Origin of the sequence: Thauera sp. 27 (assembly GCF_000310125.2) — a bacterium.
Taxonomy (GTDB): domain Bacteria; phylum Pseudomonadota; class Gammaproteobacteria; order Burkholderiales; family Rhodocyclaceae; genus Thauera; species Thauera mechernichensis.
In genome coordinates, this window is record NZ_AMXB01000060.1 from 1 (window position 1) to 16,645 (window position 16,645).

The window sequence follows — 16,645 nt, forward strand, 5'->3', positions numbered from 1 at the left end:
AATCGTGGTGATCGCAGCGGTCAGCGTGGTCTTGCCGTGGTCAACGTGGCCAATCGTGCCAACGTTCACGTGCGGCTTGGTGCGTTCGAACTTACCCTTCGCCATGTTCGCGGGTCCTTATGTTGAAGTTGCTGAAATTCTGAATTGCTGGAATTACTTGCGGCTGCTGATGACGGCCTCGGCCACACTCTTCGGTGCTTCAGCGTAGTGCTTGAACTCCATCGAGTAGGTCGCGCGACCCTGGGTCAGCGAGCGCAGCTGGGTAGCGTAACCGAACATCTCGGCCAGCGGCACCTCGGCCTTGATTTCCTTCATGCCACCCGGGATGTCATCCATACCCTGGACGATACCGCGGCGACCCGACAGGTCACCCATGACGTTGCCCATGTAGTCTTCCGGCGTCTCGACCACCACAGCCATCATCGGCTCGAGCAGCACGGGACTGGCCTTGCGCATCGCGTCCTTGAACGCCATCGAGCCGGCCATCTTGAACGCGTTCTCGTTCGAGTCGACGTCGTGGTAGGAACCGAAGTGCAGCGTCACCTTGACATCAACGACCGGGAAGCCCGCCAGCACGCCACTGTTGAGGGTGTCCTGGATACCCTTGTCGACCGCCGGGATGTACTCACGCGGAACGACACCACCCTTGACCGCATCGACGAACTCGTAGCCCTTGCCCTGCTCGGCCGGTTCAAGGTTGATGACGACGTGACCGTACTGACCACGACCGCCGGACTGCTTGACGAACTTGCCTTCGACGTCCATCGCAGCCTTGCGGATGGTCTCGCGGTAGGCAACCTGCGGCGCACCGACGTTCGCCTCGACGTTGAACTCGCGGCGCATGCGGTCGACGATGATCTCGAGGTGCAGCTCGCCCATGCCCGAGATGATGGTCTGACCCGACTCTTCGTCGGTACGGACGCGGAAGGACGGATCCTCGGCAGCCAGTCGACCGAGAGCCAGACCCATCTTTTCCTGGTCGCTCTTGGTCTTGGGCTCGACCGCAACGTGGATCACCGGATCCGGGAACACCATGCGCTCAAGGATGACCGGCGCCGAGATGTCGCACAGGGTCTCGCCGGTCGTAACGTCCTTGAGGCCGACCACAGCAGCGATGTCGCCCGCGAGCACTTCCTTGATCTCTTCACGATCATTGGCGTGCATCTGCAGGATGCGGCCGATGCGCTCCTTCTTGCCCTTGACCGAGTTCAGCACCGTCGAACCCGACTCCAGCACGCCCGAGTAGACGCGAATGAAGGTGAGCTGACCTACGAACGGGTCGGTCATCAGCTTGAACGCCAGCGCCGAGAACTTCTCGTCGTCCTTGGCGTAGCGCACAACTTCCTTCTCGTCGTCATCCACGCCAGCAACCGGCGGAATGTCGATCGGCGACGGCAGGTACTGGATGACCGCGTCAAGCATGCGCTGAACACCCTTGTTCTTGAACGCGGTGCCGCACAGCATCGGCTGGATCTCGCAGGCCAGGGTGCGCGCACGCAGACCCGCAATGACCTCCTCTTCGGAAAGCTCGCCTTCCTCGAGGTACTTGTTCATCAGATCTTCGTTCGCTTCAGCCGCAGCCTCGACCATGTTGGCGCGCCACTCTTCCGCAGTCGCCACGACGTCAGCCGGGATCTCCTGGTAATCGAACTTCATGCCCTGGGAGGCCTCGTCCCAGATGATCGCCTTCATCTTGAGCAGATCGACCACGCCCTTGAAGGAATCTTCGGCACCGATCGGCACCACCACCGGAACCGGATTGGCCTTGAGACGGGTCTTCATCTGGTCGACGACCTTGAAGAAGTTGGCACCCGAACGGTCCATCTTGTTCACGAAGGCCAGACGCGGCACCTTGTACTTGGTCGCCTGGCGCCACACGGTCTCGGACTGCGGCTGCACGCCACCAACGGCGCAATACACCATGCACGCACCATCCAGAACGCGCATCGAGCGCTCGACTTCAATGGTGAAGTCCACGTGTCCCGGCGTATCGATGATGTTGAAGCGGTGCTCGGGATAGGAGTTATCCATACCCTTCCAGAAGCAGGTCACCGCCGCGGAGGTGATGGTGATGCCACGCTCTTGCTCCTGCACCATCCAGTCGGTGGTAGCTGCGCCATCATGCACTTCACCGAGCTTATGGCTCACGCCGGTGTAGAAGAGGATACGCTCGGTCGTAGTCGTCTTGCCGGCGTCGATGTGAGCGGAGATACCGATATTGCGGTAGCGCTCGATGGGAGTCTTGCGGGCCACGTTTTACCTGCCTTCTGTTATGCGCGCCTGTGACGCGATGAACGATTTCATGCGTTAGAAAACAATCGAGCCCTGTACAGGGCCCGAGTTACCGCCACCAACCAGGATCAGAAGCGGTAGTGCGAGAACGCCTTGTTGGCTTCGGCCATGCGGTGAACTTCTTCACGCTTCTTCATGGCGGAACCACGACCTTCGGCGGCCTCCAGCAGCTCACCGGCGAGGCGCTGAGCCATCGACTTCTCGGCACGCTTGCGCGCAGCTTCGCGCAACCAACGCATCGACAGCGCCATACGACGGGACGGACGCACTTCAACCGGCACCTGATAGTTGGCACCACCGACGCGACGGCTCTTGACTTCGACAACCGGCTTCACGTTCGCAACCGCGGTCGAGAACACCTCGAGCGGATCCTTGCCGGACTTGGAGGTGATGTGATCAAACGCACCATAGACGATGCGCTCAGCAACGGACTTCTTGCCCGACTGCATGATCACGTTGATGAACTTCGAGACATCCTGGTTTCCGAACTTCGGATCCGGCAGAACCTCGCGCTTGGGTACTTCACGACGACGCGGCATGACAACCTCTCGCTAAATTTCTTGGGCCAACAATCAGGCTTTCTTCGGGCGCTTGGCACCGTACTTCGAGCGCGACTGCTTACGATCCTTGACACCCTGAAGGTCGAGGGAGCCACGAACGATGTGATAGCGCACACCCGGCAAGTCCTTGACACGACCACCACGGATCAGCACGACAGAGTGCTCCTGGAGGTTGTGACCTTCACCGCCGATGTACGAGATGACCTCGAAACCATTGGTGAGACGCACCTTGGCGACCTTACGAAGCGCCGAGTTCGGCTTCTTCGGGGTCGTGGTGTAGACGCGGGTGCAAACACCACGCTTTTGCGGGCAGGCCTCGAGCGCCGGGACCTTGCTCTTCGCAACTTCCATCTGGCGCGGCTTGCGGACAAGCTGATTGATTGTTGGCATAGCTTAAGAATTTCCCATAAGACCGCGGCAGCCCACCATGGGCCGCCGCGGGCGGATTATTCCGGCTGCGACTGACTACGATTGGTCAGTCCACAAAAAAGAGGCCGGAGTTTAGTCCGAGGCAGACCGATAAGTCAACTAGCCTCGATGTCCTGCTGCGTTTCCGCAACGGTTTCCGCCGGCGCCCACGCATGATCCGCACCCAGATCCATGCCCTGCTCCTGCGCCTTGCGACTGCGATGGTATGCAAGACCGGTACCTGCCGGGATCAGTCGACCGACGATGACGTTCTCCTTCAGGCCGCGCAGCTCGTCGCGCTTGCCCATGATCGCCGCTTCGGTCAGCACGCGCGTGGTTTCCTGGAAGGATGCCGCGGAGATGAACGAGTCGGTCGACAGCGACGCCTTGGTGATACCGAGGAGCACGTTCTCGTAGTGCGCCGGCAACTTGCCCTCGGCCTCGAGGCGATCGTTCTCGTCCAGAACCTCGGAACGCTCGACCTGCTCCTCGCGGATGAAGCGGCTATCGCCCGGATCCGTGATGACCACGCGGCGCAGCATCTGGCGAACGATCACCTCGATGTGCTTGTCGTTGATCTTCACGCCCTGCAGTCGGTAAACGTCCTGCACCTCGTCGATGATGTAGCGCGCAAGTTCGTTGATGCCCTGCAGGCGAAGGATGTCGTGGGGATCCGCCGGACCGTCCACGATCAGCTCGCCCTTGTTCACCACCTGACCGTCGTGCACCATCAGGTGCTTGTCCTTCGGGATCAGGAACTCGTGCGAGGTGCCATCCGGCTCGGTGATGACCAGGCGCTGCTTGCCCTTGGTCTCCTTGCCGAAGGACACCGTGCCGGTGTACTCCGCGAGCATGCCGGCATCCTTGGGCGCACGGGCCTCGAAGAGTTCGGCAACGCGCGGCAGACCACCGGTGATGTCGCGGGTCTTTGCCGATTCCTGCGGAATACGGGCAAGAATGTCACCAACGTTGATCTGCTGGCCGTCCTTGACCGTGATCAGCGAGCCGACCTGGAAGGTGATCGCCACCGAATGCTCGGTCCCGGCGATCTTCACTTCTTCGCCATTGCTATCGAGCAGCTTCACCTGCGGGCGCACGCCCTTGGCGGTGCCGGTCGACGAACGCCGCTTGGAGTCGATGACCACCAGAGTCGACAGACCGGTGACCTCGTCGATCTGCTTGGCGACGGTCGCGCCTTCCTCGACGTTCTCGAACTTCACCGTACCGGCGTACTCGGTCACGATCGGGCGGGTGTGCGGGTCCCAGCTCGCCAGCTGGGTGCCGGCCTTGATCGCCTGGCCGTCGTCGACCAGCAGCAAGGCACCGTACGGCAGCTTGTGGCGTTCGCGCTCGCGACCGAGGTCATCGGCCACGACCAGCTCGGCCGAACGCGCGATGACGATCTTCTCGCCCTTGGCGTTGGCGACGTAGCGCATGTTGCCGGCGAATCGGATCGAGCCGGCGGACTTGGCCTCCACCCCGCTGGCTGCTGCCGCTCGCGACGCCGCACCGCCGACGTGGAAGGTCCGCATCGTCAGCTGCGTGCCGGGCTCGCCGATCGACTGTGCGGCAATGACGCCGACCGCCTCGCCGGAGTTGACCATGCTGCCGCGACCGAGGTCGCGACCGTAGCACTTCGCGCACAGACCATAGCGGGTCTCGCAGGTCAGCGGCGTGCGCACCTTGACTTCATCGACGCCAAGGCTCTCGATCAGGTCGACTGCATCCTCGTCCAGCAGGCTGCCCGACTCGATCACCGTCTCCTGCGTCTCCGGATTCACCACGTCCTCGGCGCACACGCGGCCGAGGATGCGCTCGCGCAGGGGCTCGACCACCTCGCCACCCTCGATGAGGGCCTTCATGTTGAAGCCTTCGCGGGTGCCGCAGTCGTCCTCGATCACCACCAGATCCTGGGTCACATCGACCAGGCGGCGGGTAAGGTAACCCGAGTTCGCGGTCTTCAGCGCGGTATCGGCCAGACCCTTACGGGCGCCGTGCGTCGAGATGAAGTACTGCAGAACGTTGAGGCCTTCACGGAAGTTCGTCGTGATCGGCGTCTCGATGATCGAGCCGTCCGGCTTGGCCATCAGGCCGCGCATGCCGGCAAGCTGGCGGATCTGGGCAGCGGAACCACGGGCACCCGAGTCGGCCATCATGTAGATCGAGTTGAACGACTCCTGGCGGACGGTCTTGCCCTCGCGGTTGACCACCTCTTCGGAACCGAGCTGCTCCATCATCGCCTTGGCGACCTGGTCGCCACAACGGCCCCAGATATCCACGACCTTGTTGTAGCGCTCGCCATCGGTGACGAGGCCGGAGGTGTACTGCTGCGCAATCTCCTTCACCTCGGCCTCGGCGGCACGGATCAGGTCGTGCTTCGCGTTGGGCACAAGCATGTCCTTGACCGCGATCGACAGGCCGGCGCGGGTAGCCAGGCCGTAGCCGAACTGCATCAGCTTGTCGGCGAAGATCACGGTGGCACGCAGGCCGCAACGGCGGAACGAGGCGTTGATGAGCTTGGAGATCTCCTTCTTCTTGAGCGCCTTGTCGATCACGCTGAAGGGCAGACCCGCAGGCAGGATCTCGGACAGGATGGCGCGGCCGGCGGTCGTGTCGTGGCGAACGATCCGCTCGATGCGCTCACCGTTCGGGCCCAGGTCGGCTTCCTTCAGGCGCACCGTGATGCGCGCATGGAGCGCGATCTGGCCGGACTCGTAGGCACGCTTCACTTCCGACACGTCGGTGAAGATCATGCCCTCGCCCGGCACGTTCACGCCTTCGCGGGTCGCGTAGTACAGGCCCAGCACGATGTCCTGCGACGGCACGATGATCGGCTCGCCGTTGGCCGGCGACAGCACGTTGTTGGAGGCCAGCATCAGGGTGCGGGCTTCCATCTGTGCTTCCAGCGACAGCGGAACGTGGACGGCCATCTGGTCGCCGTCGAAGTCGGCGTTGAAGGCGACGCAGACGAGCGGGTGGAGCTGGATCGCCTTGCCTTCGATCAGCACCGGCTCGAAAGCCTGGATGCCGAGGCGGTGCAGCGTCGGAGCGCGGTTCAGCATGACCGGGTGCTCGCGGATCACCTCTTCGAGGATGTCCCACACCACCGGCTCCTGCGACTCCACCATCTTCTTGGCCTGCTTGATGGTCGTGGCCAGCCCCATCAGCTCGAGCTTGTTGAAGATGAAGGGCTTGAACAGCTCGAGCGCCATCAGCTTGGGCAGGCCGCACTGATGCAGCTTGAGCTGCGGACCCACGGTAATCACCGAACGGCCGGAGTAGTCGACACGCTTGCCGAGCAGGTTCTGACGGAAGCGGCCGCCCTTGCCCTTGATCATGTCGGCCAGCGACTTGAGCGGACGCTTGTTGGCGCCGGTCATCGCCTTGCCGCGGCGGCCGTTGTCGAGCAGCGAGTCGACCGACTCCTGCAGCATGCGCTTCTCGTTGCGCACGATGATGTCGGGCGCCTTGAGCTCGAGCAGACGCTTGAGGCGGTTGTTACGGTTGATGACGCGACGATAGAGGTCGTTGAGGTCGGAGGTGGCGAAGCGACCACCGTCCAGCGGCACCAGCGGACGCAGGTCGGGGGGCAGCACCGGCAGCACCTCGAGCACCATCCACTCGGGCTTGATGCCGGACTGCTGGAAGGCCTCGAGCACCTTCAGGCGCTTCGAGAACTTCTTGATCTTGGCTTCCGAGTTGGTCGTCTCCAGGTCGCCGCGCAGCTTCTCGACCTCGAGGTTGATGTCCAGGCTGCGCAGCAGCGCGGCCACACCCTCGGCGCCCATCACGGCGTCGAACTCGTCACCGTACTCTTCGACCTTCGACAGGTAGTCGTCCTCGGTGAGCAGCTGACCGCGGTTGAGCGGGGTCATGCCAGGCTCGACGACGACGAAGGCCTCGAAATAGAGCACGCGCTCGATGTCGCGCAGGGTCATGTCGAGCACCATGCCGAGACGGCTCGGCAGGCTCTTCAGGAACCAGATGTGGGCGACCGGCGAGGCCAGTTCGATGTGGCCCATGCGCTCACGGCGGACCTTGGACAAGGTCACTTCCACGCCGCACTTCTCGCAGATCACGCCACGGTGCTTGAGCCGCTTGTACTTGCCGCACAGGCACTCGTAATCCTTGACCGGGCCAAAGATCTTGGCGCAGAACAGGCCGTCACGCTCCGGCTTGAACGTACGGTAGTTGATGGTCTCGGGTTTCTTGACTTCCCCATAGGACCAGGACCGGATCTTGTCCGGGGACGCGAGACCGATGGTGATCGCGTCGAACTCTTCCTCGTTCGGCAGGGTTTGCTTGAACAGGTCAGCGAGCAGGCTCTTCATTGTTCACTCCATCCGGGACGCAGCCGGCTCGACTGCGTCCCCGGGATTCAATCGCGGGCGGGTTGTTTGGTACGGGATCAGCTGCGGTCGAGATCGATGTCGATCGCGAGCGAACGGATTTCCTTCACCAGCACGTTGAAGGACTCCGGCATGCCGGAATCGATCTTGTGCTCGCCCTTGACGATGTTTTCGTACACCTTGGTCCGGCCGGTCACGTCATCGGACTTGACCGTCAGCATTTCCTGCAGCGTGTAGGCCGCGCCGTAAGCTTCCAGCGCCCACACTTCCATCTCACCGAAGCGCTGGCCACCGAACTGCGCCTTGCCGCCCAGCGGCTGCTGGGTAACGAGCGAGTACGGACCGGTCGAACGTGCGTGCATCTTGTCGTCGACCAGGTGGTGCAGCTTGAGCACGTGCTTGTAGCCCACCGTCACCTTACGCTCGAAGGCTTCGCCGGTACGGCCGTCATACAGGGTGACCTGGCCACCGGTCGGCAGACCGGCGAGCTCGAGCATCTGGCGGATCTCTTCCTCCTTGGCGCCATCGAACACCGGCGTCGCGAAGGGCACACCCTTCTTCAGGTTGGTTGCGAGCTCACGCACGGCGCCGTCGTCGAGTTCGTCGAGCTGCTCGGGACGACCGCTGTCGTTGTAGATCTGCTCGAGGAAACCACGCAGCTCCGTCGCCGAGGCCTGCGCCTGCAGCATGCGGTCGATCTGCTGGCCAAGGCCCTTCGCTGCCCAACCCAGGTGGGTCTCGAGGATCTGGCCGATGTTCATCCGCGACGGCACGCCGAGCGGGTTGAGCACGATGTCCAGCGGAGTGCCGTCTTCCATGTACGGCATGTCCTCGACCGGAACGATCTTCGACACCACGCCCTTGTTACCGTGGCGGCCTGCCATCTTGTCGCCCGGCTGCAGGCGGCGCTTGACGGCCAGGTAGACCTTCACCATCTTCTGCACGCCCGGGGGCAGCTCATCGCCCTGGGTGAGCTTCTTCTTCTTGATCTCGAAGGCCTGCTCGAAGTCCTTGCGGGTGGTCTCGAGACCCTCGCGCACTGCTTCGAGCTGCACCGCCAGCGCCTCGTCGGCAAGGCGGATGTCGAACCAGTGATAGGGCTCGAGGCCATCGAGATAGGCGTCATTGAGCTCGCTGCCCTTGGCCAGTTTCTTCGGACCGCCATTGGCGACCTGACCGAGGATCATGCGGCGGATACGCGCGAAGGCGTCACGCTCGACGATGCGCATCTGGTCGGCGAGATCGGTCTTGAAGCTGCGCAGCTGGTCGTCGATGATCGACTGCGCGCGCTTGTCGCGCTCGATGCCCTCGCGGGTGAAGACCTGAACGTCGATCACGGTGCCGACCATGCCCGAGGGCACGCGCAGCGAGGTGTCCTTCACGTCGGACGCCTTCTCGCCGAAGATCGCGCGCAGCAGCTTCTCTTCCGGCGTCAGCTGGGTTTCGCCCTTGGGCGTGACCTTGCCGACCAGCACGTCACCGGCCTCGACCTCGGCGCCGATGTACACGATGCCCGATTCGTCCAGGCGCGACAGTTGCGCCTCGCCCAGCGACGCGATGTCGCGGGTGATCTCCTCGGGTCCGAGCTTGGTGTCACGAGCGACGACGGTGAGCTCCTCGACGTGGATCGAGGTGAAGCGGTCGTCGGCGACCACGCGCTCGGAGATGAGGATCGAGTCCTCGAAGTTATAGCCGTTCCAGGGCATGAAGCCGACCAGCATGTTCTGGCCGAGCGCGAGTTCGCCGAGGTCGGTCGATGCGCCGTCGGCAATCACATCGCCCTTGCCCAGCACATCGCCCACCTTCACCACCGGACGCTGGTTGATGTTGGTGTTCTGGTTGGAACGGGTGTACTTGATCATGTTGTAGATATCGACACCCACTTCACCCGGCAGGGTCTCGGCATCGTGAACGCGGATCACGATCCGGTTCGCATCGACATAATCCACCACGCCACCACGACGGGCCTGCACGGCGGTACCCGAGTCGACCGCAACACGGCGCTCGATACCGGTGCCGACCAGCGGCTTCTCCGGGCGCAGGCAGGGCACGGCCTGGCGCTGCATGTTGGCGCCCATCAGCGCGCGGTTCGCATCGTCGTGCTCGAGGAAGGGAATCAGCGACGCTGCCACCGACACGATCTGCCCCGGCGCCACGTCCATGTACTGCACCATGTCCGAGGTCGCGAGCAGGAACTCACCCTTGTGGCGGCAGGACACGAGGTCGCCCGCCAGCATGCCGGCTTCGTCGATCTCGGCGTTCGCCTGCGCGATCACGTACTGGCCTTCCTCGATCGCCGACAGGAAATCGATCTGGTCCGTGACCTTGCCGTCGTTGACCTTGCGGTAGGGGGGCTCGAGGAAGCCGTGGCGGTTGGTGCGCGCATACACGGCGAGCGAGTTGATCAGACCGATGTTCGGGCCTTCCGGCGTCTCGATCGGGCACACGCGGCCATAGTGCGTCGGGTGCACGTCGCGCACCTCGAAGCCGGCGCGCTCGCGCGTCAGACCGCCGGGGCCGAGTGCGGAGACGCGACGCTTGTGCGTGATCTCGGACAGCGGGTTGGTCTGGTCCATGAACTGCGACAGCTGGCTGGAGCCGAAGAACTCCTTGATCGCCGCCGAGATCGGCTTGGCGTTGATCAGGTCGTGCGGCATCAGATTGTCGGACTCAGCTTGCGAAAGGCGCTCCTTGACCGCACGCTCGACGCGCACGAGACCGGCGCGGAACTGGTTCTCGGCCAGTTCGCCCACCGAACGCACGCGGCGGTTGCCGAGGTGGTCGATGTCGTCGATTTCGCCACGGCCGTTACGCAGCTCGACCAGCACGCCGACCACCGCAAGGATGTCGTCGTTGGTGAGCACGCCCGGGCCATCCTCGCCCTGCGCGCCAACGCGCTCGTAGAAGCGCTTGATCCAGCCCGGCGCCTTGTCGTCGATCTTCTCCGGGTAGGCGCGGCGATTGAACTTCATGCGGCCGACGGAGGACAGGTCGTAGCGCTCCTCGGCGTAGAACAAGCCCTGGAACAGCCCCTCGACGGCGTCCTCGGTGGGCGGCTCGCCCGGGCGCATCATGCGGTAGATCGCAACCTTCGCAGCCCACTGGTCGGCGGTCTCGTCGATGCGCAGGGTCTGCGAAATGTAACCGCCGCGATCGAGATCATTGATGTAGAGCGTGCTCAGCGCCGTGACGCCAGCCAGGCGGAACTTGTCGAGCAGGTCCTCGGTGATCTCGTCATTGGCGCGCGCGAGCACCTCTCCGGTCTCCGGATCGGCGACGTTCGTGGACACCACGCGGCCAAGCAGGAAATCGTCCGGCACCGCCATCGTCCTGACGCCGGCCTGGTCGATCTCGCGAATGTGCTTGGACGTGATGCGCTTGTCACGCGCGACGATGATCCGGCCATCGGCAGTGGTGATATCGAAACGGGCCACCTCGCCACGCAGTCGCTCGGCCACCAGCTCGAACTGCGCGCCCTCACCCTGCAGGTGGAAGGTGTCGGTATCGTGGAAAGTGGCGAGAATCTCTTCGGGCGTCATGCCGATCGCCCGCAGCAGGATCGTCACCGGCATCTTGCGTCGACGGTCAACACGGAAGTACAGGAAGTCCTTCGGGTCGAACTCGAAGTCCAGCCACGATCCGCGGTAGGGAATGATGCGCGCCGAGAACAGCAGCTTGCCCGACGAGTGCGTCTTGCCGCGGTCGTGCTCGAAGAACACGCCGGGCGAACGGTGCAGCTGGGAAACGATGACGCGTTCGGTACCGTTGATCACGAAGGAGCCGGTATCCGTCATGAGCGGGATCTCGCCCATGTAGACTTCCTGCTCCTTGACCTCCTTGATCGTCTCCTTGGGCGCTTCGCGATCCATGATCACCAGGCGCACGCGCGCGCGCAGCGGCGACGCGAAGGTCAGGCCGCGCTGCTGGCACTCGGTCACATCGAAGGCGGGCTCGCCGAGCATGTACTGCACGTACTCGAGACGGGCGTTGCCGCTGTGGCTCGAGATCGGGAAGATCGACGTGAATGCGGCCTGCAGACCCTGGTTCCGCCGCACGTCGGGCGGCGTGTCGGCCTGCAGGAACTCGGCAAACGACTCGATCTGGGTGGCGAGCAGGAAAGGCGCATCGAGCACGGCCGCGCGCTTGGCGAAGCTCTTGCGGATACGTTTCTTTTCGGTGTAGGAATACGCCATGGATGCTCCGGCTAGAGGGCTAACATCGGAAAGACAGGACACAACGTTCGGCTGCTTCCTGCACGCTGCGGTATGACTGCACGCGTGCGCGGAGATTCGGCAAACGCTCTGGCCTGGCATCGTTGATCGCAGAATATTCCGCGATCTCGATTACAAAGCACGAAAGGGCCGGCACTCCGAAGAGTGCCAGCCCCGCTGGGTCATCGAGTATTACTTGATCTCGACCTTGGCGCCAGCTTCTTCCAGCTGCTTCTTCAGCGCTTCGGCGTCAGCCTTCGGAGCGCCTTCCTTCACGGTCTTCGGCGCGCCGTCGACCACATCCTTCGCTTCCTTCAGGCCCAGGCCGGTCGCAGCACGCACGACCTTGATGACCTCAACCTTCTTGGCGCCGGCTTCGAGCAGAACGACGTCGAATTCGGTCTTCTCTTCAACCGGGGCAGCGGCGGCGGCACCCGGGGCAGCGACGGCCAGCGAGGCAGCGGACACGCCGAACTTCTCTTCGAACGCCTTGACCAGGTCGTTCAGTTCCATCACGGTCATGCCGGCAACGGCTTCCAGGATGTCTTCTTTGCTGATTGCCATTTCAAATAACTCCAGAATCGATTTTTTTCAGAAAACTTTCGTAGCGGAACACACGACTCAAGCAGCGGCGCCTTCTTCCTCGCGCTTCTTGGCGAGGGCGGCCAGCGCGCCAGCAAAGCCGGAAACCGGCGCCTGCATGACACCCAGCAGCTTGGCGAGCAGCTCTTCGCGGCTCGGGATCGAAGCGAGCGCCTGCACACCGGCCTGGTCGAGCGTGTCGCCCGCATAGGAACCGGCCTTCAGGACGATCTTGTCGTTACCCTTGGCGAAATCGTTCAACACCTTCGCAGCAGCAACCGGATCTTGCGAGATGCCGTAGATCAACGGCCCGGTCAGCTGGTCGGCGAGGCCCTCGAACGGCGTGCCGGCAATGGCACGACGCACCAGGGTGTTCTTCAGCACGCGCAGGTAAACGCCAGATTCGCGGGCCTTTGCGCGCAGCACGGTGAGGTCACCCACCGCAATGCCGCGATACTCGGCCACCGCGATCGTCTGAGCGTTGGCCACTTGTGCCGACACCTCAGCCACTACGGCTTTCTTGTCATCGAGATTGAGACCCACAGGCCTTTCCTCCTTTCAAGTCCACACGCGGAACGCACATCGCGCTCCGCACCCACGGCGACCTGGATCAGGAGCACGGCCGGCTTGCCGGCCAAATCCTGTTCTGAGCACACCGTCTGCGCAGGCCATCTTCATGCTTAAGCGCGGCCTCTCGGCATACGCACCTGCGGTCTTTGACGATCCGCAACCGCCCACGGGCGGCAACGGCTCAAAGTTCTTGCGAGCGGCTGCACTCCGGTGCAGCCGCTCGCGGCAATCACGCAGCGGTGACGCTGGCCGTCTCGACACGCACGCCGGCACCCATGGTGCTCGACACGGCGATACGACGCAGGTAGACACCCTTGGCAGCAGCCGGCTTGGCCTTCACGAGCGCCTCGACGAATGCGGCAAGGTTCTGCTGCAGCGCTTCGACCTCGAAGGACGCACGACCGATGGTCGCGTGCACCAGGCCACCCTTGTCGGTACGGTACTGAACCTGACCGGCCTTGGCGTTCTTGACCGCCGTCGCCACGTCCATGGTGACGGTGCCAACCTTCGGGTTCGGCATCAGGCCACGCGGACCGAGGATCTGACCGAGCTGACCGACCACGCGCATGGCGTCGGGCGTCGCGATGCAGACGTCGAAGTCGAGGTTGCCCGCCTTGACCTGCTCGGCAAGATCGTCAAAACCGACGACTTCGGCACCGGCTGCGCGCGCAGCCTCGGCCTTGTCACCCTGGGCGAACACGGCGACGCGCACGCTCTTGCCGGTACCGGCGGGCAGCACGACCGAGCCGCGGACGACCTGGTCCGACTTACGTGCGTCGACACCGAGGTTCACGGCGATATCGATCGACTCGTCGAACTTGGCGGTTGCGCACTCCTTGACCAGACGCAGGGCGTCGGCCACCGGATAAGCCTGGTTGCGGTCAACCTTCGCGCGCAGCGCCTGAACTCGCTTGGACAGTTTCGCCATGATTACAGGCCCTCCACGGTGATGCCCATGCTGCGGGCGGAGCCGGCGATGGTGCGCACGGCAGCTTCGAGGTCGCCAGCGGTCAGATCGGGCTGTTTGGCCTTGGCAATCTCTTCAACCTGGGCGCGGGTCACCTTGCCCACCTTGTCGGTGTGCGGCTTCGGCGAGCCCTTCTGGATACCTGCAGCCTTCTTGATCAGGATCGTCGCCGGCGGCGTCTTCATGATGAAGGTGAAGGACTTGTCGGCGAAGGCAGTGATCACCACCGGAATCGGCAGACCGGGCTCCATGCCCTGGGTCTTGGCGTTGAACGCCTTGCAGAACTCCATGATGTTCAGGCCGCGCTGACCAAGCGCCGGACCGATCGGGGGGCTGGGGTTGGCCTTACCGGCCGGAACCTGCAGCTTGATGTAACCAATGATTTTCTTTGCCATTGAGGCTTGCTCCTGTGATGAGTGCTAGCGCACCGGGCAGCCGCCCGACGCTCCTCGCATCGCCCGCGTGAACGGGCTACGGCAGGCCCGCGGGCCCGCCTTTACGCTCAAGTCTTCTCGACCTGCGCGAAATCCAGCTCGACTGGCGTGGCGCGACCAAAAATGGTCACTGACACACGCAGCTTGTTCTTCTCGTAGTTGGCATCCTCGACCGAGCCATGGAAGTCGGTAAACGGACCTTCCTTGACGCGCACGACTTCGCCGATCTCGAACAGCACCTTCGGACGAGGCTTCTCCACCCCTTCCTGCATCTGCTGCATGATCTTCGCGACCTCCTTCTCGGAGATCGGCGCAGGCTTGTTCGCCGTACCACCGACGAAACCGGTGACTTTCGGCGTCGACTTGACCAAATGCCAGGTCTCGTCGTTCATTTCCATCTCGACGAGAACATAACCCGGGAAGAACTTGCGTTCGGTCACGGTCTTCTGACCGTTGCGCATCTCGATCACTTCCTCGACCGGCACCAGAATCTGGCCAAAGCCATCCTGCATGCCGGCGCGATTGATGCGCTCGATCAGCGCGCGCTGCACGGACTTCTCGAAGCCCGAGTAGGCGTGAACCACATACCAACGCTTCGTCATATCACTTCCAACCCAGAACGAGATCGTAGAGAACCCATTCCAGGGTCTTGTCGGTCAGCCACAGGAAGATCGCCATGACCACCACGAAGGCAAACACCAGACCAGTGGTCTGCATGGTTTCCTTGCGGCTGGGCCAGACGACTTTCTTGACTTCGGTGATCGATTCACGCGCAAAGCCGATGAAACGCTGCCCCTGCTCCGAAAAGGAGGCGACTGCGACACCAGCACCAAAACCGACCAGCACCGACAGCACGCGCAGCACGAGCGGCTGCTCGGAAAGCAGATAGAAGCCGACCACGCCGGCTGCCAACAGTGCCAGCGCCAGCGCGAATTTCAACTTATCGGCCATTGCGGATAACCACCCGAGAAAATATGGCAGGGGCAGAGGGAATCGAACCCCCAACCTTCGGTTTTGGAGACCGACGCTCTGCCAGTTGAGCTATACCCCTGCAGCAGACACTGCAAAGCGCACCCAGGCGGGTGCGCTTTCTGGCAATTACGAGTAATTACTCGATGATCTTGGCAACCACGCCGGCGCCGACGGTACGACCGCCTTCACGGATGGCGAAGCGCAGACCTTCTTCCATGGCGATCGGGGCGATCAGCTTGACGGTGATCGACACGTTGTCGCCCGGCATGACCATCTCGGTGCCCTCGGGCAGCTCGATCGAACCGGTCACGTCCGTGGTACGGAAGTAGAACTGCGGGCGGTAGTTGTTGAAGAACGGGGTGTGACGACCACCCTCTTCCTTCGACAGCACATACACTTCGCCCGTGAAGTGCGTGTGCGGCTTGATCGAACCCGGCTTGCACAGCACCTGGCCACGCTCGACGTCTTCACGCTTGGTGCCGCGCAGCAGCACGCCAACGTTGTCGCCGGCCTGACCCTGGTCGAGCAGCTTGCGGAACATTTCAACGCCGGTGCAGGTGGTCTTGACCGTGGCCTTGATGCCGACGATCTCGATTTCCTCGCCAACCTTGACGATGCCACGCTCGACACGACCGGTCACCACGGTGCCACGACCCGAGATCGAGAACACGTCTTCGATCGGCAGCAGGAAGGGCTTGTCGATGGCGCGCTCGGGCGTCGGGATGTACGAATCCAGCGCATCGGCCAGCGCCAGGATTGCCGGCTCGCCGATCGGCGACTGGTCGCCTTCGAGCGCCTTCAGCGCCGAACCCTTGACGATGGGAATGTCGTCGCCCGGGAAGTCGTACTTCGACAGCAGCTCGCGCACTTCCATCTCGACCAGCTCGAGCAGCTCTTCGTCGTCGACCATGTCGCACTTGTTCAGGAAGACGATGATGTACGGCACGCCAACCTGACGGGCCAGCAGGATGTGCTCGCGCGTCTGCGGCATCGGGCCGTCAGCGGCCGAGCACACCAGGATCGCGCCGTCCATCTGGGCAGCACCGGTAATCATGTTCTTGACGTAGTCGGCGTGGCCCGGGCAGTCAACGTGCGCGTAGTGGCGAGCAGCGGTTTCGTACTCGACGTGCGCGGTGTTGATGGTGATGCCGCGCGCCTTCTCTTCGGGCGCCGCGTCGATCTGGTCATAGGCCTTCGCTTCACCACCGAACTTCTTCGACAGAATCGTGGTGATCGCAGCGGTCAGCGTGGTCTTGCCGTGGTCAACGTGGCCAATCGTGCCAACGTTCACGTGCGGCTT

General features: G+C 63.0%; 13 protein-coding genes and 1 tRNA gene. All 14 read right to left on the reverse strand.

Annotation, left to right across the window (positions count from 1 at the left end):
* On the reverse strand, positions 1 to 105 hold a 105-nt coding region (locus tag B447_RS20255; protein ID WP_002945289.1), incomplete at its 3' end, for a GTP-binding protein.
* A gap of 48 nt (positions 106 to 153) precedes the next feature.
* Complete coding sequence (gene fusA, locus B447_RS20260; RefSeq protein ID WP_002945292.1) at positions 154 to 2,253, reverse strand: elongation factor G; 2,100 nt, start codon at positions 2,251 to 2,253, stop codon at positions 154 to 156.
* 107 nt (positions 2,254 to 2,360) lie between these two features.
* Positions 2,361 to 2,831: a 30S ribosomal protein S7 gene (gene rpsG, locus B447_RS20265; protein WP_002931571.1), complete on the reverse strand. Its 471-nt coding sequence runs from the start codon at positions 2,829 to 2,831 to the stop codon at positions 2,361 to 2,363.
* Positions 2,832 to 2,864: 33 nt separating this feature from the next.
* The gene (gene rpsL / locus B447_RS20270; protein ID WP_002931569.1) at positions 2,865 to 3,242 is read right to left on the reverse strand and encodes a 30S ribosomal protein S12; all 378 of its coding nucleotides are present in this window, start codon (positions 3,240 to 3,242) and stop codon (positions 2,865 to 2,867) included.
* A 134-nt stretch (positions 3,243 to 3,376) separates the two neighbouring features.
* A complete protein-coding gene (rpoC, locus tag B447_RS20275; RefSeq protein ID WP_002945294.1) occupies positions 3,377 to 7,591 on the reverse strand; it encodes a DNA-directed RNA polymerase subunit beta' in 4,215 nt (1,404 codons plus the stop codon).
* Between the two features lie 77 nt (positions 7,592 to 7,668).
* Positions 7,669 to 11,802, reverse strand: coding sequence for a DNA-directed RNA polymerase subunit beta (rpoB, locus tag B447_RS20280; RefSeq protein ID WP_002945296.1), 4,134 nt, complete (start codon positions 11,800 to 11,802; stop codon positions 7,669 to 7,671).
* Between the two features lie 210 nt (positions 11,803 to 12,012).
* The gene (gene rplL, locus B447_RS20285; protein WP_002931563.1) at positions 12,013 to 12,384 is read right to left on the reverse strand and encodes a 50S ribosomal protein L7/L12; all 372 of its coding nucleotides are present in this window, start codon (positions 12,382 to 12,384) and stop codon (positions 12,013 to 12,015) included.
* 57 nt (positions 12,385 to 12,441) lie between these two features.
* Positions 12,442 to 12,945, reverse strand: a complete 504-nt coding sequence (rplJ, locus tag B447_RS20290) for a 50S ribosomal protein L10 (protein ID WP_002931561.1) — start codon at positions 12,943 to 12,945, stop codon at positions 12,442 to 12,444.
* A 256-nt stretch (positions 12,946 to 13,201) separates the two neighbouring features.
* A complete protein-coding gene (gene rplA / locus B447_RS20295) occupies positions 13,202 to 13,900 on the reverse strand; it encodes a 50S ribosomal protein L1 (RefSeq protein WP_002945298.1) in 699 nt (232 codons plus the stop codon).
* A gap of 2 nt (positions 13,901 to 13,902) precedes the next feature.
* On the reverse strand, positions 13,903 to 14,334 hold the full coding sequence (gene rplK, locus B447_RS20300) for a 50S ribosomal protein L11 (protein ID WP_002931554.1): 432 nt from the start codon (positions 14,332 to 14,334) through the stop codon (positions 13,903 to 13,905).
* Between the two features lie 107 nt (positions 14,335 to 14,441).
* Positions 14,442 to 14,975 carry a transcription termination/antitermination protein NusG gene (gene nusG / locus B447_RS20305; protein WP_002931553.1) on the reverse strand — a complete coding sequence of 178 codons (534 nt, stop codon included), beginning with the start codon at positions 14,973 to 14,975 and terminating at the stop codon, positions 14,442 to 14,444.
* A 1-nt stretch (position 14,976) separates the two neighbouring features.
* On the reverse strand, positions 14,977 to 15,324 hold the full coding sequence (secE, locus tag B447_RS20310; protein WP_002931551.1) for a preprotein translocase subunit SecE: 348 nt from the start codon (positions 15,322 to 15,324) through the stop codon (positions 14,977 to 14,979).
* 24 nt (positions 15,325 to 15,348) lie between these two features.
* A tRNA-Trp gene (locus B447_RS20315) sits at positions 15,349 to 15,424 on the reverse strand.
* Positions 15,425 to 15,481: 57 nt separating this feature from the next.
* A partial coding sequence (tuf, locus tag B447_RS20320; protein ID WP_002945300.1) for an elongation factor Tu occupies positions 15,482 to 16,645 on the reverse strand: 1,164 nt, incomplete at its 5' end.